Source organism: Peptoniphilus rachelemmaiella (assembly GCF_943169845.1).
GTDB lineage: Bacteria > Bacillota > Clostridia > Tissierellales > Peptoniphilaceae > Aedoeadaptatus > Aedoeadaptatus rachelemmaiella.
Map to the genome: position 1 here is coordinate 58414 of NZ_CALPBW010000002.1, position 25256 is coordinate 83669.

General features: G+C 45.6%; 20 protein-coding genes and 1 pseudogene. 1 reads left to right on the forward strand and 20 read right to left on the reverse strand.

Translation table 11 applies throughout. The features are described 5' to 3' along the window. Nucleotides 1–47: 47 nt before the first annotated feature. The 14 genes from KO087_RS01115 to KO087_RS01180 all read right to left on the reverse strand — a co-directional run bounded on the left by KO087_RS01115 (nt 48) and on the right by KO087_RS01180 (nt 18288). The gene (locus KO087_RS01115; protein WP_215506869.1) at nt 48–866 is read right to left on the reverse strand and encodes an undecaprenyl-diphosphate phosphatase; all 819 of its coding nucleotides are present in this window, start codon (nt 864–866) and stop codon (nt 48–50) included. A gap of 10 nt (nt 867–876) precedes the next feature. Further along, nucleotides 877–2205 carry a replicative DNA helicase gene (gene dnaB / locus KO087_RS01120; RefSeq protein WP_215506871.1) on the reverse strand — a complete coding sequence of 443 codons (1329 nt, stop codon included), beginning with the start codon at nt 2203–2205 and terminating at the stop codon, nt 877–879. Then, a complete protein-coding gene (gene rplI / locus KO087_RS01125; RefSeq protein ID WP_215506873.1) occupies nt 2205–2651 on the reverse strand; it encodes a 50S ribosomal protein L9 in 447 nt (148 codons plus the stop codon). The genes dnaB and rplI overlap by 1 nt, the downstream gene beginning before the upstream one ends. Continuing rightward, nucleotides 2648–4648 (reverse strand): DHH family phosphoesterase, encoded by a 2001-nt coding sequence (locus tag KO087_RS01130; RefSeq protein ID WP_215506875.1) that lies wholly within the window; start codon nt 4646–4648, stop codon nt 2648–2650. The genes rplI and KO087_RS01130 overlap by 4 nt, the downstream gene beginning before the upstream one ends. A gap of 3 nt (nt 4649–4651) precedes the next feature. After that, nucleotides 4652–5572 (reverse strand): DUF2232 domain-containing protein, encoded by a 921-nt coding sequence (locus KO087_RS01135; protein ID WP_215506877.1) that lies wholly within the window; start codon nt 5570–5572, stop codon nt 4652–4654. 141 nt (nt 5573–5713) lie between these two features. Next, nucleotides 5714–12259: an S-layer homology domain-containing protein gene (locus KO087_RS01140; RefSeq protein WP_215506879.1), complete on the reverse strand. Its 6546-nt coding sequence runs from the start codon at nt 12257–12259 to the stop codon at nt 5714–5716. Nucleotides 12260–12579: 320 nt separating this feature from the next. Next, nucleotides 12580–12804 carry a 30S ribosomal protein S18 gene (gene rpsR / locus KO087_RS01145; protein ID WP_108831068.1) on the reverse strand — a complete coding sequence of 75 codons (225 nt, stop codon included), beginning with the start codon at nt 12802–12804 and terminating at the stop codon, nt 12580–12582. 21 nt (nt 12805–12825) lie between these two features. Beyond that, nucleotides 12826–13320 (reverse strand): single-stranded DNA-binding protein, encoded by a 495-nt coding sequence (locus KO087_RS01150; protein ID WP_215506881.1) that lies wholly within the window; start codon nt 13318–13320, stop codon nt 12826–12828. Nucleotides 13321–13340: 20 nt separating this feature from the next. Beyond that, nucleotides 13341–13625, reverse strand: a complete 285-nt coding sequence (gene rpsF / locus KO087_RS01155; protein WP_108831066.1) for a 30S ribosomal protein S6 — start codon at nt 13623–13625, stop codon at nt 13341–13343. Between the two features lie 80 nt (nt 13626–13705). After that, nucleotides 13706–14509 carry a metallophosphoesterase gene (locus KO087_RS01160; protein WP_215506884.1) on the reverse strand — a complete coding sequence of 268 codons (804 nt, stop codon included), beginning with the start codon at nt 14507–14509 and terminating at the stop codon, nt 13706–13708. 4 nt (nt 14510–14513) lie between these two features. Continuing rightward, nucleotides 14514–15518 (reverse strand): ABC transporter ATP-binding protein, encoded by a 1005-nt coding sequence (locus tag KO087_RS01165; protein WP_215506886.1) that lies wholly within the window; start codon nt 15516–15518, stop codon nt 14514–14516. A 1-nt stretch (nt 15519) separates the two neighbouring features. Continuing rightward, a complete protein-coding gene (locus KO087_RS01170) occupies nt 15520–16299 on the reverse strand; it encodes an ABC transporter permease (RefSeq protein ID WP_215506888.1) in 780 nt (259 codons plus the stop codon). Beyond that, nucleotides 16296–17141, reverse strand: a complete 846-nt coding sequence (locus KO087_RS01175) for an ABC transporter permease (protein WP_215506891.1) — start codon at nt 17139–17141, stop codon at nt 16296–16298. Before KO087_RS01175 ends, KO087_RS01170 begins: the two co-directional genes overlap by 4 nt. A gap of 55 nt (nt 17142–17196) precedes the next feature. Further along, the gene (locus tag KO087_RS01180; RefSeq protein ID WP_215506893.1) at nt 17197–18288 is read right to left on the reverse strand and encodes an ABC transporter substrate-binding protein; all 1092 of its coding nucleotides are present in this window, start codon (nt 18286–18288) and stop codon (nt 17197–17199) included. Between the two features lie 196 nt (nt 18289–18484). Here KO087_RS01180 and KO087_RS01185 point away from each other — a divergent pair, with 196 nt between their 5' ends. Then, nucleotides 18485–19435, forward strand: coding sequence for a DMT family transporter (locus KO087_RS01185; RefSeq protein WP_215506895.1), 951 nt, complete (start codon nt 18485–18487; stop codon nt 19433–19435). Between the two features lie 130 nt (nt 19436–19565). Here the strand turns inward: KO087_RS01185 and KO087_RS01190 are convergent. The 6 genes and pseudogenes from KO087_RS01190 to KO087_RS01215 all read right to left on the reverse strand — a co-directional run. Next, nucleotides 19566–20399, reverse strand: a pseudogene (locus KO087_RS01190) (tyrosine-type recombinase/integrase); the annotation flags it as partial. 74 nt (nt 20400–20473) lie between these two features. Continuing rightward, nucleotides 20474–21676 carry an ABC transporter permease gene (locus KO087_RS01195; RefSeq protein ID WP_215506897.1) on the reverse strand — a complete coding sequence of 401 codons (1203 nt, stop codon included), beginning with the start codon at nt 21674–21676 and terminating at the stop codon, nt 20474–20476. Further along, on the reverse strand, nt 21676–22101 hold the full coding sequence (locus tag KO087_RS01200; RefSeq protein WP_215506899.1) for an FMN-binding protein: 426 nt from the start codon (nt 22099–22101) through the stop codon (nt 21676–21678). The genes KO087_RS01195 and KO087_RS01200 overlap by 1 nt, the downstream gene beginning before the upstream one ends. Next, complete coding sequence (locus tag KO087_RS01205) at nt 22098–22817, reverse strand: ABC transporter ATP-binding protein (protein WP_215506901.1); 720 nt, start codon at nt 22815–22817, stop codon at nt 22098–22100. The genes KO087_RS01200 and KO087_RS01205 overlap by 4 nt, the downstream gene beginning before the upstream one ends. Before the next feature lie 11 nt (nt 22818–22828). Continuing rightward, nucleotides 22829–23977, reverse strand: coding sequence for an ABC transporter permease (locus tag KO087_RS01210; RefSeq protein WP_215506903.1), 1149 nt, complete (start codon nt 23975–23977; stop codon nt 22829–22831). After that, complete coding sequence (locus KO087_RS01215) at nt 23967–25250, reverse strand: ABC transporter permease (protein ID WP_215506905.1); 1284 nt, start codon at nt 25248–25250, stop codon at nt 23967–23969. Before KO087_RS01215 ends, KO087_RS01210 begins: the two co-directional genes overlap by 11 nt. Nucleotides 25251–25256 lie beyond the last annotated feature (6 nt).

Below are 25256 nucleotides of genomic sequence, written 5' to 3' on the forward strand. Positions count from 1 at the left end.
TCCCTTTTGTTTTCCCAATAAAAAAACACGCGGATATCCGCGCGCTTTTACGAGAATGTGAAGTACAGAAAGACGATGAGGCCCAGAAGGATGCGGTAGGTACCGAAGATTCTGAAGTCCCGCTTTCGGATGTAGTCCATGAATTTTTGAATGACCACCACGGCTACGACGAAGCTTACCATGGCGCCCAAAAGGATTAAGAACCATTGGAAACCGCTGAAAGCCAGGCCGTTTTTCACGATTTTTAATAAGGTGGCGCCGAACATGGTGGGAATGGCGAGGAAGAATGAAAATTCCGCCGCCGCCCCGCGGCTCGCGCCGAGTAAGAGGGCGCCTAAGATGGTGGCGGCACTTCGGCTCGTGCCGGGCACCATGGCCAAACATTGAAAGAGGCCGATGGCAAAGGCCATGGTGTAGGGAATGGCCTCGACGCGTCCGACTTTCGCCTTCACATGGTTCATTTCGCTTCGATTTTCGATGACGAGAATAAGGATCCCGTAGATCAGCAAGGTGGCGGCCACGACTTGTGGCTTAAAGAGGTGCTCGTCGATGAAATCGTCGAACAAAAAGCCCAACACCGCCGAGGGGATCACCCCGACGATGACCTTGAGCCACAGCGCAAAGGTGTCTTTCTTAATGGCCACTTTTCCCTCTTCCCGCCGAAAGGGCCAGAGAGTTGAAAAATACAGAACCACCACGGCCAAGATAGCGCCGAGCTGAATGCACACGTCGAAGGCGTTTTGAAAGCTTTGCGGCTCGAGGCCGATAAATTCGTGGGCCAAAATCAAGTGGCCCGTGCTGGAGATGGGAAGAAATTCCGTCACCCCTTCCACGATCCCCAGTAAAATTACTTTAATAATATCCATTGTTCCTCCATTAGGATTGCAGGTTCACAAATTTCGTGTATTCGCCTTTAAACAAGAGTTCCACCGTACCCGTGGGGCCGTTTCTGTGCTTGGCGATAATGAGCTCGCCTAAACCCTGTTTGTCCGTGTCGGGATTGTAGTATTCGTCCCGATAGAGGAACATGACGATGTCCGCATCCTGCTCAATGGCCCCGGATTCCCGAAGGTCCGATAAAATGGGCCGGTGATCGGCGCGCATTTCCGGCGCACGGGAAAGTTGCGACAGGGCGATAACCGGCACGTCCAGTTCCTTGGCGATCCCCTTCAGTTGACGGGAGATGGCGGAGATTTCCTGTTGCCTGCTCTCGGCGCGGCCGCCTACTTCCATCAGCTGCAAATAGTCGATGACCACGAGATCCAGCCCCTTTTCCGCCTTCAGGCGGCGGCATTTGGCCTTGACCTCCAGGGGCGTAATGCCCGCCGTGTCGTCGATATAGATGCCCATTTCGTTCATATAGGTCATGGTCTCGATGACCTTGGTCCATTCCTCCGTGGTCAGGTCGCCGGAAATAATTTTCATGAGATCCACGTGACTCAAAGACGATAAGATCCGCTGAGACAATTGATTGCGGCTCATTTCCAGAGAAAACATAGCCACCGTGGCATTGGCTTTTAAGGCGGCGTTGGTGGAGATGTTGACCATAAGGGCCGTCTTTCCCATGGAGGGACGGGCGGCGAGAAGGACCAAATCCGCCTTCTGCATACCGGAGGTCTTTCGGTCCAGATCGATAAAGCCTGTGGTGAGTCCCGTGAGGCCTCCCTTGTTTTCCGAGCGTTGTTGCATGACATCGAAGGTGGTAACCATGACCTCGCCCATGTTCATCAGGCCGTTTCGCTGATTGTCCTGGGTAATGTCGAAAATGGATTTCTCCGCCTTTTCGATAATGGCCCCAACCTCGTCGTCGTCTCGGTAGCTGTCTTCGACGATTTCGCTCCCTGCGCGGATCAAGGCCCGCAAGGTGGATTTTTCTTTAATAATGTTGGCGTAGGCTTCCGTATTGCTTACGGCGCCGGCACCGGAGGTGAGCCTGCCTAAATAAGTATAGCCGCCGACGGCTTCCAGCTGCCCGTTCTTCTTCAGAAAATCGGACAGGGTAATCATGTCGGCGGGTTCATTTTTGTTGTAGAGACTCAAAATCCCTTCGAAGATGGCCTTGTGGCTATCGTAATAAAAGTCCTCGGCGTGAATATTCTCCACCGCCGTGGTAATGGCGCTTTTGTCCAAAAGCATGGCGCCTAATACCGACGCCTCGGCCTGTTCGTCGTAGGGCGGCATCCGCCCCTCTACCCTTTCGGCCATTATTCCGCGTCGATGACCACATCCACATCGGCAGCGATGTCGCCGTGTAATTTTACGGTGACTTTGTGTTTGCCCGTGGTCTTAATGTTTTCCGAGAGGACGATTTTTTTCTTGTCGATCTTCACGCCGAAAATAGCGTTCATGCGATCGGCAATGTCTTTTGCCGTAATGGCGCCGAAAAGCTTGCCGTTGGCGCCGCCCTTGGCCTTTAAGTCCACGGCCTTGGATTCAAGCTCTTTCTTTTGCGCTTCGGCTTCTTCCACGCGAGCCGCTTCATCGGCAGCTTCCTTGGCCTTCATTTCCTTCCAGTTCTTCATGTTTTCAGGCGTGGCTTCGATGGCAGCCTTGTTCGGCAAGAGGAAATTTCTCGCGTAACCGCTCTTGGCTTCGACCAAGTCCCCTTCTTTTCCCAATTTGTCTACGTTCTTTAATAAGATGACTTTCATTGTTCTTTCTCTCCTTTATCTTTTTCTAAATAATCGGCAATGGCGTCGGTTAATTGTTTTTCCACGACGTCCATGTCGTCGCTTTTTACTTGGGCACCGGCCATGTTCAAGTGGCCGCCGCCGCCTAATTGTTCCAAAATAAGCTGTACGCTGATGTCGCCGAAGCTTCGGGCGGAAATGTGGATCACATCTTTCTTCTTGGTCAAGACGAAAGAAGCCTTGATGCCGTGAATTTCCAAGAGCTCATCTGCCGCCTGGGCACTGACGAGAACGGAATTGGGCATGTCCTTTTCCAGTCGCGAAATGGCGATGTTGTCGAAGATGATTCGGGCGTTGTGCACCACTTCCGCACGGGAGACGATGGTGTCGTAATCGTCTTCGAAGAAGTAGCGTACCTGGCTCATGTCGGCGCCGGCCCGCTTTAAGACCGAGGCGGCCTCGAAGGTGCGCACGCCGGTTTTAAATGTGAAGTTTTTCGTATCCACCACCACACCGCTCATAAGGGCATTGGCCTCAAAATTAGTAAGCTCCGTGTCGTCGTACATGTAGGTAAGCATTTCCGTAATGAGCTCGCAGGTCGACGAGGCGTAGGGCTCCACATAAGAAAGCACGGGATTGGCCACAAACTCGCTGCCCCTGCGGTGGTGGTCGATAACCACCACATTGGCGGTGCGCGTAAGAAGGGGCGGATGCTCCGTAAAGGAGGGCTTGTGATTGTCCACCAGGATCACCAAATCCCCTTGGCGAATGGCCTCGTCGGCAAATTCTCCGGAGACGATTCGCTTGAACAGATCCGGCTCTTCCCGCTTCATGACCTTTATCAGGACTTCGATGGAGGGATTCACTTCGTTTAATACGATGTAGCCTTCTTTGTTTTGGTTGAGCACGGCACGCATGACGCCGACGGCGGCGCCGATGGCATCCATGTCCGCATTATTGTGGCCCATGACGAAGACCCGATTGGACTTGTCGATGAGCTGCCTGAGGGCAATGCCCAGCACACGGGCTTTGACTTTATTTCGCTTTTCAACGGCTTTGGATTTGCCACCGAAATAGGTGTAAGTTTCTTCGCTTCTTAAAACCACTTGGTCCCCGCCGCGACCCAAGGCCACGTCCAGGCAAGTGTCCGCCTCTCTGTAAGCCTCGATAAAGGACAGACCCGGGCGACTGACACCGGCGGAAATGGTGACGCTTACTGTATTGCCCGCGTCGATTTCGCGGATCCTGTCTAAAATGTCGAATTTCTGCTCCAAAATCGGCAGGATGTCCATTTTTCGCATGACCACCAGATACATATCCTCTTGATACTTGCGCACCAAGGCATGTTGCGAACGGAAGTATTCGTTGATCCGATGATCGATTTCTGCGATTAAAAGCGGCTTTTTCGACGTAGGCGCCGCGTCCACCACTTCGTCGAAGTTGTCCACTTCCACGACCAGTACCACGCCGCCCTCGTCTTCATAAAGGGTTTCCATGTGTTGGTACTGACTGTGATCCACGAAATAGTAGAGGCAAAGCACATCTTCCTTGCCGTTTATCTGGAAATTCACCACCGAGTTGTAAACCTTGTAGGGCGCCTCTTTGATTTCCACTTCGGCGCCGCTTTCAACGGCCTTTAAACCCTTGTTTTCATCGGCCAAATCCTCGATGTAAGCGGGCAGGGATTTGTCCTTTAATATTCCCTCGCCGAAGAGCTCGCCGAAAAGGCTGTTGTGCCAGACAATGGTTCCCTCCCGGTCGGTGACCACCAGAGGAAAAGGCATGGAGAATATGCTGCGCTCCGTGATCTTTTCAAAATCCTCGTGGAGGCCGGTGAAGTAGTCATTAAAGGCGCTGTTGTATTTTTTTACGCTGCGATAGGCATAAGATGCCGTCAGCACCCAGGCGATGACCCCGATTGTCCCCAAGACCGGATTATAGGAAAAGACCGCCACCGTGAGAAAGGCGATGACAATTAAATAGAAGTAGAAGTTTTTCAATGAAAATGATTGGTTCATGAGCTACGCTCCCTCTAAACTCCGCACGTCGATAAATTGATCGATTAGCCCCAGTGCCGCCAGGCCCATTTGTCCCACGGGCACCACCAAAATAAAGAGCATAATCATCCCTCGCAAAAGGGGCGAAGGCACGAAGCGGAGCAGGTAAAAATTGACAATGCTCATGCCCTGAAAAGCCAAGAGACTGACCGCCACCACCAAGCCGTTTAAAACATAAGGCTCGATGCCCAAGGTCATGAAGTAATTCATGGCAAGGGCCGCCCCTAAAAGACCCAAAGAAATCAAGATCGGCACCCGAGGAAGGTGCATGAGAAAGAAGGGGCCCGGGCAAATCACCTTTTCGCCGCCGATGCGCATGTTGCGCCCGCTAATGCGATAAGATAAATACACCACAGCCAAACCCGACAGAAGAAAAAACGCGGGAAAAAGGGCGATGGCGCGGTTCATGGTGGTTTTAAACGTCATGGCGAGGCGCGCCTGTTCCACATCCGTCAGGGAAGCCTTTTGCATTAATTCTCCCTGCACGGCGTTGAAACTTTTCATAAGCTCGCCGGATTCGATGGCCTGAATCGTTCCCGTGCGGTAGAGGATAAAGCCAAGGCTCAGGAGAAAAAGCATGGTCCCCAGCGCCATGGTCGTATCCACGGAACGATCCGTGCGCATACAGTAATCTAAAATCAAAATCAACGGCCCCATGACCGTGAGAATCGTAAGACCCATTAAAGGATCCGTCAACAGCCCGATTAAAACGCAGGCGCCGACGAAGACCCCGGAAATAGGAAGCACGCCTTGAAAGCGCATCTCCGATAAAAACATGGCCGGTATAAAGGCAAATAGAATGGGCACAAACAGCCCGCCCATGACCAGCAAAACAGAATATAAAAGAAGCTTGAGCACGCGCAAGCCCTGAATTTTTCGATACAATCTATCACCTCATATCAGGCTATTTTACCATATATTCCCCTATTGCGCCATTCGGGGCCATTCTGCTCTTTCGGACACAAAAATAGGCCTCAAGGCGCTCGAGCACTTGAAACCTATTTTTTCGATCGGAGGTCTTCGAGTTTATTTATTGTGATCCAGATTGTAGAGAACTTGTGCTACCTGCGCACGAGTAAAGCCGGATTTCGGTCTAAACGAACCGTCTTCCATCCCTTTAACAATGCCCTTTTTCTCCATGGCACGAACAGCTTCCTTAGCCCAAGGAGCAATGGTTCCGTCATCAGTAAAGGCCTTGCTTTCTTTTTCAGAAAGCTTTTTGTCTGTTACTTGTAAGAACTTATTCATCATGACGGCCATTTCCTCACGGGTGATGGGACGCTTAGGATCAAATTTTCCATGGCCGATTCCTCGCACAATGCCATTTTCACTTGCCCAGTTGACGTAAGCGGCGTAGTAGCCTCCGTTAACGTCTTTAAATACATTCTTCGTAAACTTGCTTTGGTCGATGCCCGCCATGCGTCCCAAAACGGTGACGAAATCTGCACGGGTAATGGACCTCTCGGGAGCAAAGCGATTGTCGCCTACACCTTTAAAGTATCCCTTGCTGACGACATAATTAATCGACTCTTTTGCCCAGTGGTTTACAGTATCGCTGAATTTTGCTTCGGGGGCTTTCGGTGATTCCACATGTTTTTTGTTTTTCTCGGGTTCTGTTTGTTTTCCTTCAGGTTTCGAGGGGACCCGAGGGAAGGTCCGAGTGCCTCCGGAGTTGCCCGGCTTTACTTCCGGCTTTTTAGGATTCGGCTTGACATCAGGCTTCGGCGTATCCGGTGTTACATCGGGTTTCGGCGCTTTCTTCAGTACTAAAGCCCCTTTTGCCTGTTGCAGCTTTGTCAGTGCCAGTTCCACATCCTCTTTGGTTGCGGTGCTCTTTTCAGAAACAGCCTTCGCATCTTTCAGTGCCGCTACAAATTCGCTCTTACCCTTTTCTTCATAGCGACTTAGATCCAGAGCATCACATTCGGCGATTAATTGATTCAGCGCCTTCTTGTCCACTTGAGGCGCAGGTTGTGCCGGCGTTTTTCCGCCGCCATCGACGACAAAGTCTGCCGATGCCTTTGCCGGCATTCCTTTTGCGCCAACGGTTACTGTCAATCTAAAGGTCTTATTCACATCATTCATATCCACGGGAATATCAAATGCCGCAGGCTTCGTTTGGGTAACACCGCCGACAGTGACTTCTGTCGTCTTCGACGGCACGAGGGTTTCACCTTTATAGGCCATGTCGGTAACGTAGGTCCCTTCGCCTGCATCTTGCAGTTCCACTCTGAAGACAGCCTTATCGCCTTTGACGATCAATTGTGCAGGATGTTTAAAGACCGTGCCCATCATCGCGTCGTCATCGCTATTCATCTTCTTCCAAGAAAATTCTACATTGTAAATAGCCTCTTGATCGGCAGGCACTTCCACTTTTTCCCAACGAGCGGTTAACGTTTTGTTGCTGTTAACAGGTTTTGTGAAATCAAATTTTTCATTGCCATCGTACCAGCCCTTGAAAACATAGGTCACATCGTCTACCTTAACTTTTGAAGCATTTTCTTCAAAGCCTGCGGGGGCGGAAATCACCATGCCTTTATCGACGGTAACGGCAGCTGGCGTCGTTCCCTTGTCGCTCACAAAGGTGACTGTCACCTTTTCCTTAGGTGCTTGTTTAACCACAAGGCCCTCTTTTGCCGCCTTCAAATCATTGAAGGCGTCGGTTACACTTTGCTCAACCGCTCCTTCGTCATTGGCTACGGTTTTCGCTTCGTTTAATTTCTTCTCAAATTCCGTTTTGCTTTCATCGGTATACTTACTGAGATCCATAGCGTCACATTCGCGAATAAGCTCTAGAAGCTTCGTCTTATCCACTTTTTTCGGTGCTTCGCCTTCCGCTACCATGCCCTTCATGGCGGCATCTAAAGCCTTGGTCAGATCAGGCGCCTTATAGCCGGCTTTAATGCCTTTTACTTTTGCTTCCTCAATCCACTTCTTCGCATCCTTGATTTTGACGTCTAAATTATCTTTGCTGTCTTGCGTGTACTTGCCGTCCATCATGGCGGAAGCTTCTTTGACTTTTGCCTCTAAGGCCGAGGTGTCGTAACGTAGATTATCGTCGATGAATTTAATGGCGTCGTAAGCCGCTTTAATAGCATCGTAGGTTTTTGCATCTTTTAATGCCTTCTCACCTTGGGTAATAACATTTTCGTATTTTTTCAAGGACTCTGCCGTGTACTTACCTGTTTCGCCCTTAAATTCGTTGAGATTGGCCTTTAATTGTGTTAAGTGCACGCGGTAAATTTCATCGGCAAATTTGACGGCGCTGCCCGCTTTATCCAAGTCGCTGTAAACGTCTTTGACCTCTTGAATGGTCGCGTCGCCATTTTTGATCACTGCTTTTGCCTTTTCAAGATTTGTCTTTAAGCCGTTAATTAAATCTTGATTGACGCCTTGTGCGGCATTCGCCAGCATCTCATAAACTTTGACGGCATCGATTAATTGCCCTTTGTCTACCTTGTACGTGTTTTCGTTAAAGCCGTCCGTCGCCGATTGCCAGTCGATGGCGATGCGCGCTGCCGGAGAGTGTTCTTGAGGTCCGAGGGATGTCTTGTAGGATACCTTAACGGGAACAAATTGTTGATTTTCCGTCACTTCGATTTTGACACGAGTCGGTGACTCATACTTGTTGGAGCCCACTGTTACATCACGTTTTGCTAAGACTTGGGCTTTTTTCATTTCACCATTTACAGCATAGGAAAGATCCGTAATGGCGCCGGTGACTTTATTGTCCTCATCTGCAGTCATGTCGACCCACTGCATTTCCAAATACCATTTGCCGTTCTCTTTGGTGAGTTTCCCTTGATTCCAAAGGGCACTGTTAGCCATAGACGGCTCATCTTTATTCTCTTTATACAGCTGAATGTTGACGGTTTTCGTCGCTTCAATATGAACATTCGGATCCTCTCTGTCGGGGGATGCTTGGAATTTTCCCACGGCAGCTTGTAAGGCCTTTAAGGCAGCATCGACTTTTTCTTGGCTGTCCGCCTTCAAGCCCTTTTTCGCTTCTTGAATGGCAATGGCAAGCCTTTCATTAACCTCTTCTTCTTTCTTCGTTGCATTTAAGAGCTTCTCCGCCTTGTCAATTTCAGCTTGTAAGGCTTCGGTTTTAAAGACATCTTTCGAATCTTCATAAGTTTTCACAGCGGCATTTAATTTTTCAACCGCTTCATCGATTTTACCTTGTTCCGTAAAGTTCATTGCCTTTTTCGCTTCGGCAATGGCCGCACGCAACTTATCCTTCGCCTCGTTCGACTTATTCTTTTCCAGCGCCTTTTCAGCCTTTTGAATGGCATCTTCTAAGGCCGTCTTGGTAACATCGCCGGCTTCTTTCAGTTTTAGTGCCTTGATTCCGGCGTCCACACGGTAGACCCAGCTGTCGTAAACCGATGTATCCAAATTGGTGCCGTTTTGCGTCGTGTCACTCGGATCTTTTTTATAGGTCTTCTTCGGTGCCTTAATATCGGCAAGGTACGCTTTCGCTCCTTTGGAGTTGGAGTTGCCCTTATAGTCAATTTTTGGACCGCCAGGATAAGGTTGGTAGCCGATGTTCGGTTCTTTGTAGCCGTCGATTGTTTCTTTAAGCGCCTTGACGCCGGCATCTTGATATTTGCCCGATTGAATCTTTTCTTCTCCATCTTTTACCAGCTTTTCCAACGGTTCCGGATCTAAGCGCAAGCCGTCATAGAGAGAAGTAAGGGTTTGGGAATAGGTGCGAATATCCTCGCGGGTAATGGTCGCCGTGGTTTTTTCTTTAATCTCTTTCCATTTGTTTTCCGCTTCAGTCACTGTCGATTGAATGAAATGGGTGTCCGCCTTATACTTCGCAAGGTTTTGCGATTCGCCGTCCACTGCATTGATAAAGCTGACCCAGGGCAAAATCGAAAGGGAGAGATCATCTAATTCCTTTATGCACGCTTTGATCTTTTCGGGATCTTTTGTATCCACTACTTCGGCGCGGCCGAGTGCCTCTTTTATGGCGTCGTTAATTTTAACTTTCTTCGTAACGACTTTTTCTACGACATTTTTTTCGGAGCCGCTGCGTTCTACGTGGTCGAAGACGTCGATTTCTTCGGGAAGAATTTTAGAAACCATGCCGTGATTGGTTTTTAAATCACTGATGCGATTTTGCAGTGCCGTTTGCAATTCTTTCAATTCTTCTTTCGTCGTCTTCACTTTTCCGCCTTTTACGTGGAGGTAAATGGTGTCACCTGTTTTTTGCGTTTGCTTGTCGCTATGACCAATGACCACATCCGTATTGACGACAATTTTTTCTTTCGAGTCGATGTCGTAGTTTAAGACAAATGCCATGGGAACATCTGCTTTTTCAGCAGCTACTCCTGCCACATCCGGTTTTTCGGATACTAAACCATATTCTACTTTCTTCGTAATATCCGCCGGTATATACGTTCCCTTCGGAGCGTAATTAATATTTTCAAGGTAAGACTTTACTTTTTTGCCGTCCATTTCAGGATTCGCGTAGAAAGTAAGGGTCTTTTGTACCGGATCATACGTCACTTTTTCCGATACCAAGCTTTCCATATGGGTCTTGCCAGCACCGTTTTGATTTTGATACTCGATGGTGACATCATAGGGTTCGGTTGACGGCTTATCCTCCTCGCCACCGATCAATTGTTGCTTGGTCGTATCTAAGGTGAATTTGACACTCTTTTCATCGATGCCCATCATATTTCCATCATAGTATTCTACATTCGTATATATGGCGCCAAGGCTGGTATCCGGATCGACAAACTCAATGGTCTTGGCTATTTTATGTCCGCTATCTTCTCCTAGAGTTTCGATTACCTGACCTGTCTTCTTCGTGAAATCTGATGTATTAGACGTCGCTTTATTGACAAAATTATCCCCATCTTTCTTAAAGGAGAAAATGTATTTCTTTTCCGAGGGAATGTATTTAACAGGGCCTGCCAAACACCTTTGGATTGCAGGATTATTGCAAGTGACGGGAATCGCATACATCACTTTCCCTTGTTTGCCCCGCTCATCTTCTTTAATTTCAGGCGGCGTCACGCCGGGCTTCGCTTTCAGCGCGTTGATCGCCTGCTCCAATGCCCTTATATGATCCGATGTTTCATCTAAACTCGGTGAATAATCTGCATTATCTTTAATCCACTTTTTCGCTTGAATCTTTACTAAGTTAAACTTGGCAAAGGATTCTGCTTCATAGTATTTTTCTTCATACTTGTCTGCCTTGTTTACAAGCTTTTGCAAGGCTTCCGTATTGTATTTTAGGATATTATTTTGGCTTGCCGTTTGCACCTCGCTGATCTTGGACACCAGTTCCGGCACATCCATATCGCCTGCCTTTTGTTCCGTTTGTTCAAGGTATTTTCTAAAAGCTTCCAAACTTTCCTTGGTATACTTTTTGTCATTGTAGATCGTACCGGAATCTAAATCGTCCATGGCTTCATGAATACGCTCATTTAAAATTTCAAGCAAGGTAAAGGTGTTTTCGATTTCGTAAATCGGCTGAGCGATGTTTAAAGCTTCCGTCATCGACGGCGTCTTGGAATTGCGCAATTGGTTTAGCTTTTCAATGCTTTCCCGCACCGTTTTAATCCGTTCTTTATCCTTCGCCACATCGGCATCCAAATACTTACCGATTAAAATTTCACCGCGCTTAATCCAATATTTAATTCTCGCCTTGGTCTTTTTCTCGTAACGACTGTAATTGTCCGCTGATTTAGCCATGGTATTGTAGTCAATTTTAATACCGAAGGTACCCGTTTGTTTCGTGGTACCTTGATTGTCCACATAACTCATGCTTTCAACAACGAGTTGCGATCCGTCTAATTCAGCAGGAATGGGGATGGCGACTAAGTTTGTCTTCGTCGGATCTTGCGGGTCGCTGGAGCCGAGGGAAACGCGAATTTCTTTTCCCGCTACGCTCTTCATTACCATACTGTTGATTTTAGATACTTTGTTTTTATTAGCGACAAAAAGTACTTCCAACTCATTGCCCCATTTGGTCACTTCCATTTCTTGGAAGAGATCCTTTGCATCCGCTTTTTCCGTACCTAAATCTTTGTAAATATTCGTTTGCCCGTCGCTGTCCACTAATTGAACATCGACTAGTTTGTAATTGCCTTTATAGTCGCCATCTTCTTTTAGCTTCGTATCGCTGTTTAGGGCATAGATTTGTAAAATCGTGTCCAATTCGCCCAGTAAACGTTGTGCTTTCGCTTCATCTAAGCTATTCACGCTTTTTTTCGCGCGAGCCACTAAATTATATATTTCGTACCAAGGTGTTTCGATGATTTGATCCGGCGTTAAAATATAGGAATCCTTGCCGTAAAGCTTTCCCTTGCCTTCCACATCTTCGTAGTCGCCAAGGTCGATGCCCGGCGTATAAGTAGAGTTATGTTTCGGCGCTAAGTAATTGGTGCCTAACAAATGCTTTTGAATGGCGGTATTGGCTAATATGGCATCCGCCTTTGATACAATCGCCTTCTTTGTTTCTTCTTTCGCCGGCGTAAAAGCGAAAATCGGTTGAGCTGAACCCATGACCGTTAACAAAGCCATGGCTAAGCTTATTTTTTGTCTTCCTTTCATTTTATCCTCCTACTGCTTGTAACGATGCGTTCGGCATCAAACAAGCTTAGATTTTTACATGATATCATTTATCATTTATAGAATATTCGATGGCTTTTTCTCGGTCAAGCTTTTTTAAAAAAAAATTCCGTAACCCGGGGGTTCTTTTTAAATCCATGCTTTCCGTAAAAACAGCTGATTTTCAACTTTTAATCCAGAAATAACTCCGGTTAACAATTGGAGGTTATTTTCTTTTAATCAAATGAAGATGCCTTGACGACTGAATTTTTTTCAATAAAAAACTCCCGCCGAAGCGGGAGCTGTGTGTATTTAAAAAATCATTAGTCGGCGCTGTAGGGCAAAAGTGCCACTTGTCTGGCGCGCTTAATGGCCGTGGTAATCTTCCGTTGGTGCTTAGCGCAAGCGCCGGTCACGCGACGGGGAAGGATCTTCCCGCGGTCGGAAATAAAACGCTTTAAAGTTTGCGTATCTTTATAATCGATTTGTTTTTCCTTGTCTGCACAATAAATGCAAACTTTTTTTCTGGAACGATATCTTCTTTGCATGTTCTCACCCCTTAACCTTGGTTAAAATGGGATATCATTGTTGTCGATCGGGTAATAGCCTTCGTCGTCGGATTTGGGACCGAAGCCGGAAGGATTGCTCGGTTGAGCTTGATTATTCGATTGATAAGCCATGTTCGTCGGCGGTGCCATGTTCGGCGCACCTTGCGCATTGCCCGCTTCTCTCGCACTTTCGATAAAGTGGACGCGGTTTACGACGACGTCGGTGGTGTAGACGCGTTCGCCGTTTTTTTCGTAGCTGCCCGTGGAAATTCGACCTTCCACGGCGATGCGATTGCCCTTGTGGAAGTAATTGCCTAAAAGTTCGGCTGTGGTTCCAAAGGCTTTAATGCCGATAAAATCGGCGGTGGGCCGGCCGGCCGCTTCCGCTTCTTGGCGCTTTTCGCGACTCATGCCGCGATCCACGGCGATGGTGGCAAAGGTATTTGCCATGCCGTTTTGGCTGTAGCGAAGCTCCGGATCTCTCGTCAGTCTCCCGTAAAGTACAACTAAATTCACGATATCACCAATCCCGTTTCTTATTCATCTACGCGGACGACCATATGACGCATGACCGTATCGGAAATGCTTGCAATACGGCTGAATTCTTTGATTACGCCGGGTTCTGCATCGAATTCGACGAGCACATAGAATGCTTCTTTGTAATCTTCGATTTCATAGGCCAGCTTACGCGTGCCCCATTCGTCTTCCGATTTAATGACGCCTGCATCAGCGATGATGCCTTTTAAACGTTCGTATTGTTTTACACGTCTTTCAGATTCGGCGTCGGGATAGAACATAAGGATTACTTCATAATTGTTCAAGTCTGTCACCTCCTTGTGGACTGACGGCTCGATTGATCGAGCAAGGATAACTATCTGATCCATTATAAGTGAGAAAGGGGCTAAGTGTCAAGGCCTTCTTCCACAATTCGACTTTCAACGCCTGCATCCGTAAGTTCGATGAGTCGCGCGCCCCGGGGCAAGCTGCCATAGGCGTTGTAGCCGGTGATGCGGCCGTAGTAAAGGTGCATCCCCCGCCAATTGGCGGTGAAGTCGTTGTCGTGATCGTGGCCCACAAAAATATGGCGGACGGTGCTTTCGTTTAACAAAGTATCCACCAGCCCCGTGTTTTTCACCGGAGCGCAGACAGTTTCGTCTTTGTGGCCCACGGCCAAGCCCGCCTTTTTCGCGTCGTCGAATTCCACCACGGGAATGTGCATAAATAAAAGGCCTTCTTTTCCTTCCCCGCCGTCCAGGGCGATGAGGTCTCGAATCTGCTCTTCATAGACGTAGGCGTAGTTGTTGTCCTCGTCGTAGTCACCGCTGTCTAAAAAGTACAGGCGATAGTTCCCTGCGTCGAAATAATAGAGCTCCCGCCCCTCCACGGAGGCGAGGCCCCGTTTTTCCACATGGTGTTTCATATGATACACCAGCTCCTTCAGCACCCGGCGATCGTAGGCGCTTTCGCTGTCGTGATTGCCCCAGGTAATAGCTACAGGGACGCGCAGGCTGTCGAAAAAATCCAGAACGCCGGATAAAATCGTGAGGCTTCCCGATTCCAAAGACCAGTGAATGTCGCCGGTGAGGACGATGAGATCCGGCGCCAGGGCCGAAACCATGTTCCGCACCAAATCCTCCGTGCGCTTGTCGTCACCCTTAAATGGAAAGGAGCCGAAGTGAAGATCGGTGAGTTGAAGTAGTTTCATGAGCCTACTCCATTCCGATAATTTCCGATTTCGGCATATACACCGTCACCTTGTCGCCGACGCGCCGCATATTGGCGCTTCGGTTCAGTTGATCCATCTTCAGCATCTTTTTCCCGTTCACTTCGATGTACAGGCGATAGATGGAGCCACGCATGGAGGTGCGAATGACTTTGCCTTCGTAAGCGTAGGCGTCGCTTATGGCTTCTAAGGAGAGCACTTCCGGGCGAATGGCCACGTAGCTGTAATCCGCATGATCGACGGCGCCCATGGCGGCCGCTTCTTCTCTCGTAAAGAGATTGTAGTCGCCGATAAAGCGGGTGGCGAATTCCGATTGGGGATGGCGGTAAATGTAGGTGGGCGAGCCTTCCTGCACGATATGGCCCTGATTCATGACAAAAATATAATCGCTCATGCTCATGGCCTCTTCCTGATCGTGGGTGACGAGGATCACCGTAATCTTAAGTTCCGCCTGAAGGGATTTAATGAGCCCGCGAAGCTGCACGCGGATCTGTGCGTCCAATGCGCTTAAGGGCTCATCCAAGAGAAGGACGTCAGGCTTGGTGACCAAGCTCCGCGCCAGAGCCACCCGCTGTTGCTGCCCGCCGGAAAGATTCGCCGGGTAAGCCTCTTCTTTTCCCGTGAGGCCCACCAGGTCGATCATCTTTTTCGCTTCCGCGTCCCGGGTCTTTTTGTCTACGCCTTTCATTTCCAGGCCGAATTTTACATTGTCCAGCACGTTCATATTAGGAAAGAGGGCGTAGTTCTGAAAAACCATGCCCAGGCCGCGATCGTTCGGGGCGAGGCCGTCGACGCGTCTGCCGTCGATGATGATTTCGCCTTCGTCGATGGTATTTAAGCCGGCGATGGCCCTGAGCAATGTGGATTTACCGCAGCCCGATGGGCCCAGAAGGGTGGCCAATTGACCGCGGGCAATTTTTAAATTCAATCCGTGAAGCACTTCCGTTTCGCCGAAGGATTTTCTTAAATTGTTGATTTCGATAAAGCTCATATTACGCCTCGTATCCTTTCTGTTTTCTCGTAAGGCCTATGGCGCCGAAGGTAATGACGCTGATGACGATAAAGTAGAGTATGACAATGGCCGAGGCCATGTGTCCGTTGACGGAGAGGGATTTTCTCAAAAAGATTTGCACTGTTTCATATTTCGATCCCACCACCAAATTGATGATGACGAATTCGCCGAAGAGGGTGGAAAAACTGAAGAGGCAGGCGGAAAACACGCCGGGCATAATCGTCGGCAGGATAACTTTTCTGAACGTCGTCCAGGGGCTCGCCCCGAGGATTTCCGCCGACTCCATCAGGGTCTGTGCGCCGATGGCCCGGAGGCTGTTTAGGGTGCCCTGGCGAATCATGGGATAGATGAATAGAACGTAGGATCCCACCACCACGGTGATCATGGGGATGCCCAACGCGGCGTAGGTGTTCATCAAAGCGAATGCCAGAATGACGCCGGGAAAGGCGTAGCATGCGATGACCATGCCCTCCGCCACCTTCTCGAGGCGCGGGTAGTAGACGTAAATGGCAAAGATGCTCGGCACGATGATCGCGGCGCCCAAGCTGACGGCGATAAGAGACAGAACGCAGGTACGCACCAAGGCATGGAGGAAGGTTTTATTCATAAGGAGCTTCCCGAACCAGGCGAGGGTGGCGCCTCTGGGGAGCATGGTGGAAGACCAGTCCATGGATGTGGCATAGAGCAATGTCGCCAGCAGGGGCGCGAAGAGATACAGAAGCATGAGGACGATGGCGGCGTTTTTTGCAAATTTTTTCATCCTTTACTCACTTTCTCGGCCCGCTTGGCCAGTTTGTCGCCCAGAATCATATTGATGAGAAGAATCATCGCCAGCAATACGGAGAGGGCCGCGCCGATTTCCGGCCGGGCAAAAATATCCCCGGTCACCGTGTTGGCGATGCGTATGGAGAGGAGGTTTACCCCGGTGCCCGTCAAGGCCTCGGCGGAAGCGTAGGCGCCCATGGCGTTGGCAAACATCATGGCGAAAACGCCGACGATGGAGGGCATAAGCACGGGCAGGCCGATGCGCCGCCAGTATTGAAAGCTGCTCGCCCCTAAAAGCTCCGCCGATTCCCGCCACCCTTTTTCCAGGGCGTCGTAAATAGGCAAAAGAAGAATAATGCCCATGGGCAGTTGAAAATAAAGGTACACGATGCACAGGCCCAAGGAAGAATAGAGATTGTAATTCGCCAGCCAATGGATGCCGGCGCGGCGGCCGAAGATAAGGAGCACGCCGGAGGAGCCTAAGAGAATAATGTAGGCGAAGGCCAGGGGAATGCCGGCGAAGTTCGAGGTCATATTCGCGATGACCACAAAGATCTCTCTAAGCCGTTTCGAATGACTCACGATGGCGTAGGTGGTCACCGTGGTAAAGACAATGGCCACGACGCTTGAAAAAAGGGAAATTCCCACGGAATTTTTTATGGCCGCGGTGTACATTGACCCGGTGAGGATCTCCCGGTAATTGGACAGAGTCCATCCCCCGCCTCCCGTGGGCTTAAAGCTCATAAGGACCATGTTCGCCGACGGATAGATCAATACGGCTACGGCGATAAAGGCGAAGAGAATCATGGCCAGGTGAAAGGGCAACCGTCGTTTCATGCAAGTCTCCTTTCGAAATAAAAAGGGGCCCGAAGGCCCGAAGTTGTGACGTCTCTTACTTCATATAAGCCATGACGTTTTCTTGCCACAGCTGAGCCAGTTGCTTGGTGCTGTCTTCCCATGCCTTGCTGTCTTTGACCTTGTAAATGTCCTTGTAGGCCGAAGGGGGCAGGAGTTTTTTCTTGGCTTCGTCGGAAATCTTGGCATTTTCGCGAATGGGCCGCGCGTAGCCCTTAGCCAGATTGTCCTGACCTTCGTCGGAGAGAATAAATTCCCGAGCCAAAGCGGCGGCGTAGGGATTGGCGGCGTAGCGATTGATGATGGTGGTGTAGCCGGTCATAACCGTCATCGGCGGTACGGTAATCACGAAGCGATCCCGATCCACGGCATCGGCGTAGTTCAGAGCGTTAAAGTCCCACAACATACCCACTTGCACTTCCCCGGTTTCCAAATTGGCGAGAGAGGCGTCGGTGGTCTTCAGGCGGCCTTGTTCGGCGAGCTTTTTGAAAAAGTCCAGTCCGGGCTTGAGATTTTTTTCGTCCCCGCCATAGGTGACGGCGGCATTTAAGAGGGCGAATTGACTTTGATTGGCCGTTTCCATGTCGCCAATGGTCAACACATAGTTACCGTTTAAAATATCGTCGAAAGTTTTCGGCGGCTCGACCCCTTCCGGCAGATTTTGTTTGTCCGTAATAAAACACATTTGTCCCGTGTAGGCCAAGAGCCAGTCGCCGTCGTCGTCCTTTGCCCAGTCGGGAACATCGTCCCAGTAAGAGGTCTTGTACTTTAAGGACAAGCCCTGTTCCTCGGCTACGGGACCAAAGGCGATTCCCACATCCCCGATATCTGCCGAAGCATTGGTCTTTTCCGCGGCAAACTTCGCCAGCTCTTCCGCCGAAGACATGTCCGTGTCCGTGTGACTGATGCCGTATTTCTTTTCAATGTCTGCCCAGGTTTCCTTCCAGTTGGCCCAGGCATCGGGCATGCCTACAGAGTGGACGTTCCCTTCTTCCTTCGCCTTCTTTTCCAACTCTTCCACTGTGATCTTGCTTAAATCTAAAGTGTCTGTGGCCGTGGATTCCTTTGTGCAGGCCACGAGCAGCATCATGCCCAAAGCCACAACCAACCATTTCATTCGTCGAATCATTGCATCCTCCTTGTGTTTTTGTAAATTTTTCATCCCTCACAGAATAAACTATGTAAATTAGAGGAAATGCAAATCTTTATTAAATCCCCGTTAGTTCTTGTAAAATTTCCTCTTCCTTTTCGTCCCCGTAAAATTCTCTCTTCCCTTCGCCTTGACTTTCCTCAAAGGCGGCCCCCATAATAGACATAGTATACAAGTGTTTTCGGCGGGCTTTGCCCATTGGATTTTGAACCGGCGCAGGGAGAAAGGGGTCGTCATGCTCAAGGGTATTCTTTTAATCTTTTTATGCACCATGATGTGGGCACTTAACGGCAATGTGGGCGCATACATTTTCCAAAACAAAGCCTTCACCCCCGATGTTCTCGTGGCCATTCGGCTGACGGCGGTGGGGCTCATCCTCCTCGTCCACGACTTGCGCCGCAGCGGCCGCTACGCTTTTCGCGTGGTGCGGAAGCGGGAAAATATCCCCGCCTTTCTCCTTTATTCCATCGGCGGGATTTTATGTATGCAATACGGCTATTTCACCGCCATTGCTTATTCCAATGCGCCGACGACGACGCTGATTCAGTACACGGGGATGTTTTTCGTCATCTTCGTCTCTTCCATTATGAATCGCACCTGGCCCAAGCCCATCGTCTACCCCACCCTGGCTTTATGCAGCCTCGGGCTCTTTCTCATGGTTACCGGCGGCGATCCTTCCAATCTCAAGGTAAGCAGCAAGGCGCTTTTTTGGGGACTGGTCTCCGCCGTGGGCTTTATGAATTTTAATCTGGCACCCACCGGTCTGTCCAAAACCTATCGCTCCATGGAAATCATGGGCCCCTCCATGCTCTTAGGCGGCGTGCTGCTCATCCTTCTGACGCGTCCGGATTTCACCGCCCCCACGTGGGATATGACCTCCACTCTCTGCGTTCTTTTTACGATTATCGGCGGCACCCTAATTCCCTTCTGGGCCTTTTTGGAAGGGGCTCGCCACACCGGCGCGCAGAAATCCAGCATCTTCGCCCTATCCGAAGCGGTGTTTTCCGCCATCGTCGCCATGGTTCTCTACCATCTGACCTTTAAACTCACCGACCTCGTCGGCATGCTGATGATTTTCGGCTCCGTGCTTCTGCTCTCTCTGTCGGAAAAATCCCCTCTACCTTAGATAATTGTCTAAATCTCTATAAAAGTCTATTTTTTGGTACTTCTCCATTTACGACAATTTGCTAACCCTCTATAAGTGCCCATAGATTTCTAGCAAATTGTCGTAAATTTGTCGTAAGCTGTCGTAAATTCTAAAATATAAATTTCATCGCTTTTTCAAATTCCCCCATCTGTTCTATTTTAAAATCTTCTGTTGCATCTACATATATATCCATTGTTGTACTAATATCAGAATGACCTAGAATAGACTGCATTGCTTTTGTATTTATATTTTGTTCATTAAGCCTTGTAGTAAAGGTGTATCTGAAAATGTGATTGCTTAAATGTGGAACTAATAGAATATCATTAGAGTTCGATTTATTTTTATCCATTATACTTAAATTGCAATCTCTAACAATTCTTCTTAAAGCTTTATTAAGTGTTCCATTATTGTGAACCTTTCCGAATCTATTTAAAAATACAAAGTCTTTAAATCCATCGATTGAATCACAACATTCGATTCCAAAAGTCTTTTGTAACTCTCTTTCCATAAGAAAAGCATCTTTTACTTTTTGAACCATAGGAATACTTCGCTTACCTGATGCTGTCTTCGGTGTATTAATAGCATATCTATCGTTTAATCCTTTACCTTTACTATAATATACCAAAGTCCTATTTACACTTATAAGACCATTATCAAAATCTAGATCGTCCCATTGCAATCCTGTAACTTCTCCAACTCTCATACCTGTCCAAAGCATAACAATGAATATTGGATACCATTTTTTATATTCATCACTATTAGATAAATATTCTTCAAATAGTACCTGTTCTTCTATTGTCATGGCTTTTTTCTTCGGAGATTCATTTCGATAAGCTACTTTCAATTCCTTCATAGCATTATCAGACGGATTAAACCTTATATATTCGTCATCCACTGCTAATTCTAACACCTGATGTAACACAGTATGGACACAATCTAGCGTTTAAGTATTGATTTTTAATTGAAAAGAGAGACTCGAGTTAACAAGTCTCCCCAAAATTTGACAAATAGCCTATTTTAATCATTATCTCTTTGCATCAATAATAATTCTTCTTTATTTATTTTATTAATAGCAATAATTGAAGATATTGGACCTAACAAGGTTCCCAAAATTATTACTATTATTAACATTAAAATCATAAGGAATATATTCGGTCTTAAAAAAGGCATATTCAAAAGTGATGAAAATATATTATTGAAAGTTATACTTAAAACAAAGGAAAGCACAGAACCTATGACTGCACCTGTTCCGTTAATTAGCATAGATTCAATAAGAACTACTTCACTGAGTTTTTTCTTTGTTGCTCCTAATATCCTTATGGTTGCAAATTCTCTTTTCCTTTCCTTAACTGATAAGGTATTTACAAGACTTAAAATAAAGAAAGCTAGTATCCAAATCAAAGCTATCAATATATACACATATACAAGCATGTTTTTTGCTGAATCTGAAACTTCTGTCATTATTTTTCTTGGCAATAAAGGATACACTTTTTCTTTTTTAAATTCTTCTTTAATAAGTTTTTGAATTGTTTTTGGATCTTTGTTTTTTTCAACTTTTACTAAAATAGAAGATATATCATCTTTTTTTGCCACCGGATGATTAATTATCTTTTCATATTCCTTGGCTAATCTATGAGTTTCTTCTATTGTCATAAAAACTGAATTATCAAAACCCATGCCAGTTTTTGCAAGCCTACCTCTTATCTCGAATTCTTGATTAAAAAATTTAACCTTATGATTAATAGTCCCCACAATGTTAGCACCTACAACAACTTGCCCAGCTTTAATTGGAGTTTTAATCTGTTTTTCAAGCCAAGGTTTAACGCTAAAGTCATCAGAAAAGTCAATTCCTATAACTTGAATGGGAAAAGAACAGCATCCAGCAGAAAGTGTAGCTAGATAAACTTGACCACAGGCTTTTTCAACTCCTGGTATTTTTTTTACTCTGTTTAATATATCCTTGTCAAAAAAGAATGTATTAGGTTCTCCCCTTAATATTGCACCTGTAATTTTGGAATCATAACCTTCTGGGACTACTATAATGTCTGCTCCCATCCTATCTGATAAAGATTTCATGCCATTTTTAAGAGAAAAAATTGTAAATGATGACATGAATAAAATAAAAGTTAAAATTCCTACAAGTAAAATCAGGGTAATTGACCTTGCCTTTTTATTTTCTATATTCTTTTTTGCTAAATTAATTGTGTATAAATCTTTCATTATTTTGCACCATCAAGAGCATTATTGCAAGCTTCTATAAATTGCTTGTAAGTTTGTGTTGCCCCCGAAATAACGTCCACTCCTTCAGGATTTCCTTTTTCCACTAATCTATCTGGGTATGACTTTGCAAGATTTATAGCTTGTTGGGCTATCTTATATAGTCCTTCATTTTGGCTTTGACCATAAGATTCATCCTTTTCTTTTCCATCTCCATCAATGTTTTGCATTGTGCAAGATTCAATCTTATTGTCTTTAACGGTTATATCCACCTTTACAAGTCCGCCTCTTTCATCTTTGGCAGATTCTCCTTGATATGTGCCGTCTTTATAGCTTACGCTTGGAACTTCTTCTTTTTTATCTCCTCCACAAGCAACTAGGACAAGCCCCAAAGAAAAAATTATTAATACATTTAAAAATTTTCTCATATAAACTCCTTAAGTTTTTCATCTTTTTTTACAGAATCAAGAACTGGTCTTTTTCTTTTCATTTTTTCTTCTTTTGAAATTTTACCATGTTCAAGAGTTATCATTCTTTCAGATTCTTCACCGACTTCAGGGTCGTGAGTTACAACAATAATTGTTGATCCTGCATTGTGAAGTTTTTCAAATATGTCAAGAACTATATATTCATTCTTTTCATCCAAATTTCCTGTGGGTTCATCGGCTAAAAGTATTGAAGGATGATTAATAAGAGCTCTAGCAATGCATACTCTTTGTTGTTCCCCACCTGATAATTGGTTGGGTAAGTGGTTGGCTCTATCAGCAAGACCTACTGCAGCCAAAGCTTCCATTGCTTCTTGTGCATCTGGCATAGAATGATAATATTGTGACATCATTACATTTTCCAAAGCACTTAAATAATTAACTAAATGAAATTGTTGGAAAATAAGTCCTATCTTATCCCTTCTAATAACTGTTAGTTCCTTAGGTGATTTTTTTGCTATATCTTCACCATCCAAAATAACTTCGCCAAGTGAAGGTTTATCCATGGCACCAATAATATTCATCATTGTTGTTTTACCAGAACCTGATGGACCCATTATAGAAATCCATTCGCCCTTTTCTACACTTAAATTGATTTTGTCAAGGGCTTTAAGTTCACCATAAATTTTTGAAACATCTACGAGTTTTAATATATCCATAAAATTCCTTTCTATTCTCCACGAAGCACTAAAGCTGGATCAATATCAACAGTTTTAGATACTGGTATTAAAGATGCAACTATAGTTATTACTATACAGACAATAATTGTCATAGGTACTAAAAGAGGCAAGAAACTTACCTTTCTAGCAAATACCGAAATACTTACTCTATTGGCAAATATATATCCTAATGCAACACCTAAAAGTCCACCAAAAACCCCCAAAAATGCTCCTTCACCTAAAAAGTCAACGATTACTGACGAATTTGTGGCGCCCAAAGCTTTCTTAAGACCTATTTCTTTACGCCTTTCAGTTACAACTGCCATCATTGTTGTGGATACACATATCATCATTATGAATAATACTATTATCGTTACAATGAAGACAAGAGCTTGTAATTTATTCAAAACTATATCTTGTGAGGCGGTAACTCTTTTTACCATTTGTGGAGTTAGAGATCCATCCTTTTGTGAAATATTTGATACTATTTTTGAAAGTTCATTTTGTTCAGCTTCTATTGAATATTCTACGACATCAAAATCTTTGTCTTTAACAAGCTGTGAAATATCATCAATACTCATAAAAATAAGTTCTTCTTCTTTACCACCTGTTGTTACAACTCCTGAAACAACAAAATTAGTATCTATAGAACCTTCTCCATTAACTTTGGGAGTATTTATAATAATTTTATCTCCCTCTTTTAATTCCAAAGCCTTTGAAACTTCATTACCTATTAAAACTTCTCTCGATTTTTCAGGCCATGAACCGTCAATAAGCCAGTATGGAGAATTTTCTTTCGCTCCCTTTAAATCTGTACCTGCAAGCATATAAGGTTGTTCATTAATTTTTGCATTTGTATAAATATAGGGTGCCTGACCGACAAGCTTTCCTGAAGGAATTAACGATTTAACTTCATCTAACTGTTCATTGGTAATTTTTTTATCAGGGTTGGTGGGAATTACCAACATATTTGCACCATAAGACCTAAACTCCTTACCCATTTGTCTAGGAATATCATAGTAAATAGTAACAAGTCCTGAAATAATTGTTGCTCCCATAGCTATAGCAAGTAGTGCTGTTAACATTCTTGCACGTCTCCTTGCCAAGGAAGTCATTATCATTTTTAAGTAAAATTTATTTTTACTTTGTTTATCTGCCATGTAGTACCTCCGTTGGATTTAAATTCAAAAGGTATCTTATAGCTGGTATTGACCCCAATATTGTAACAAGAATAATAAGTATTGCTACAATGGGAACTACCATAGCTGTTGGAGCTATTGCTGAGCCAAAAACTGTTAGACCAATAATCTGAGTAAGTAGCAGACCAACACCGTAACCTATAACTGTTCCAAATATCGCTGTCAAAATTATTTCCACAAGAATTATGCAAATTATCCTTCCATTTGACGCCCCTATAGCTTTTTGAAGTCCAATTTCATTAGATCTTTCCATTACAGATGCTGTAATAAGATTAGAAATACCAAAGCCTGAACCAATCAAAGTTAATACGGTAATTAAAACCATAAGAAGAGTAGTCTTATTTAAAATATCTCCTTCACTTTCTGCAACTTGGCGAATTGGCTTAGCTACAGAATCAGTCATTACTTCTGTTATTTGATAACAAATAGCAGAAACATAAGCTGTACAATACCATACTTCCCGTTCCTTAATAGTTAAAGATAGTGGGTTTTTGGCAGCCTTTCTTGCTAAGTCATTGTCTGGTGTAGTAAGAGCTGATACTTCAACTTTATTTACAACTCCAGTAACTCCAGCAAATTCTTGTGCTGTTTTTAAAGTAGAATATATAAATGCATCTTCATCAGAACCTGATGAGAAAATACCCTTAACTTTAAATTTTTTGTCTAAATTATTGCTTTTTAGTTGGATTTCATCACCAACTTTAAATCCATTTCTGTCTGCAAAAATCTTTCCAAGCATAACTGAATCGCTATCATTTTCTGATAACCACTCGCCTTGAACTTCCCACCAGTTTTTAAGTCTAATCATACCAGTATCAACTGATTCTCCAGTAGGCAAATTCATATGATTATTAAACCATGTTCCTACCATCTTAGTATGTTTAGAATCATTATTACAAGAAACCCAAGTGTTAAGATATGGCGTATAGTCTACAATATTGTAAGCCCAAAAAATAGTTTTAATGTTAGGAAGTTCTGATTCCTTTAAATATTTTTGAACCTGCCCCTCTTTTTCTTGCATGCCATACAAATCATCAAGAAGGGAAGCTTCCTTAGGTAATACATTAATATTTGCTCCATAGGTCTTTAATTCTTGATTAACTTTATCCCCAACACCGAGCATGGTATTTAACATTGAAGTGGCAAGAGAAGCTCCGAGGGCAACTGTAAATGCAATAAGAGCCATCTTTCCCTTTTGTCTAAAAAGCGCTCCTTTAACTATTCTCCAAAACATAAGCCC

Excerpts from the sequence above, each read along its gene's own strand:
- KO087_RS01115 (WP_215506869.1), bottom strand. The coding sequence starts at position 866 with ATGGATATTATTAAAGTAATTTTACTGGGGATCGTGGAAGGGGTGACG.
- dnaB (WP_215506871.1), bottom strand. The coding sequence starts at position 2,205 with ATGGCCGAAAGGGTAGAGGGGCGGATGCCGCCCTACGACGAACAGGCC.
- rplI (WP_215506873.1), bottom strand. The coding sequence starts at position 2,651 with ATGAAAGTCATCTTATTAAAGAACGTAGACAAATTGGGAAAAGAAGGG.
- KO087_RS01130 (WP_215506875.1), bottom strand. The coding sequence starts at position 4,648 with ATGAACCAATCATTTTCATTGAAAAACTTCTACTTCTATTTAATTGTC.
- KO087_RS01140 (WP_215506879.1), bottom strand. The coding sequence starts at position 12,259 with ATGAAAGGAAGACAAAAAATAAGCTTAGCCATGGCTTTGTTAACGGTC.
- rpsR (WP_108831068.1), bottom strand. The coding sequence starts at position 12,804 with ATGCAAAGAAGATATCGTTCCAGAAAAAAAGTTTGCATTTATTGTGCA.
- KO087_RS01160 (WP_215506884.1), bottom strand. The coding sequence starts at position 14,509 with ATGAAACTACTTCAACTCACCGATCTTCACTTCGGCTCCTTTCCATTT.
- KO087_RS01165 (WP_215506886.1), bottom strand. The coding sequence starts at position 15,518 with ATGAGCTTTATCGAAATCAACAATTTAAGAAAATCCTTCGGCGAAACG.
- KO087_RS01170 (WP_215506888.1), bottom strand. The coding sequence starts at position 16,299 with ATGAAAAAATTTGCAAAAAACGCCGCCATCGTCCTCATGCTTCTGTAT.
- KO087_RS01175 (WP_215506891.1), bottom strand. The coding sequence starts at position 17,141 with ATGAAACGACGGTTGCCCTTTCACCTGGCCATGATTCTCTTCGCCTTT.
- KO087_RS01180 (WP_215506893.1), bottom strand. The coding sequence starts at position 18,288 with ATGATTCGACGAATGAAATGGTTGGTTGTGGCTTTGGGCATGATGCTG.
- KO087_RS01195 (WP_215506897.1), bottom strand. The coding sequence starts at position 21,676 with ATGAAAGATTTATACACAATTAATTTAGCAAAAAAGAATATAGAAAAT.
- KO087_RS01200 (WP_215506899.1), bottom strand. The coding sequence starts at position 22,101 with ATGAGAAAATTTTTAAATGTATTAATAATTTTTTCTTTGGGGCTTGTC.
- KO087_RS01205 (WP_215506901.1), bottom strand. The coding sequence starts at position 22,817 with ATGGATATATTAAAACTCGTAGATGTTTCAAAAATTTATGGTGAACTT.
- KO087_RS01210 (WP_215506903.1), bottom strand. The coding sequence starts at position 23,977 with ATGGCAGATAAACAAAGTAAAAATAAATTTTACTTAAAAATGATAATG.
- KO087_RS01215 (WP_215506905.1), bottom strand. The coding sequence starts at position 25,250 with ATGTTTTGGAGAATAGTTAAAGGAGCGCTTTTTAGACAAAAGGGAAAG.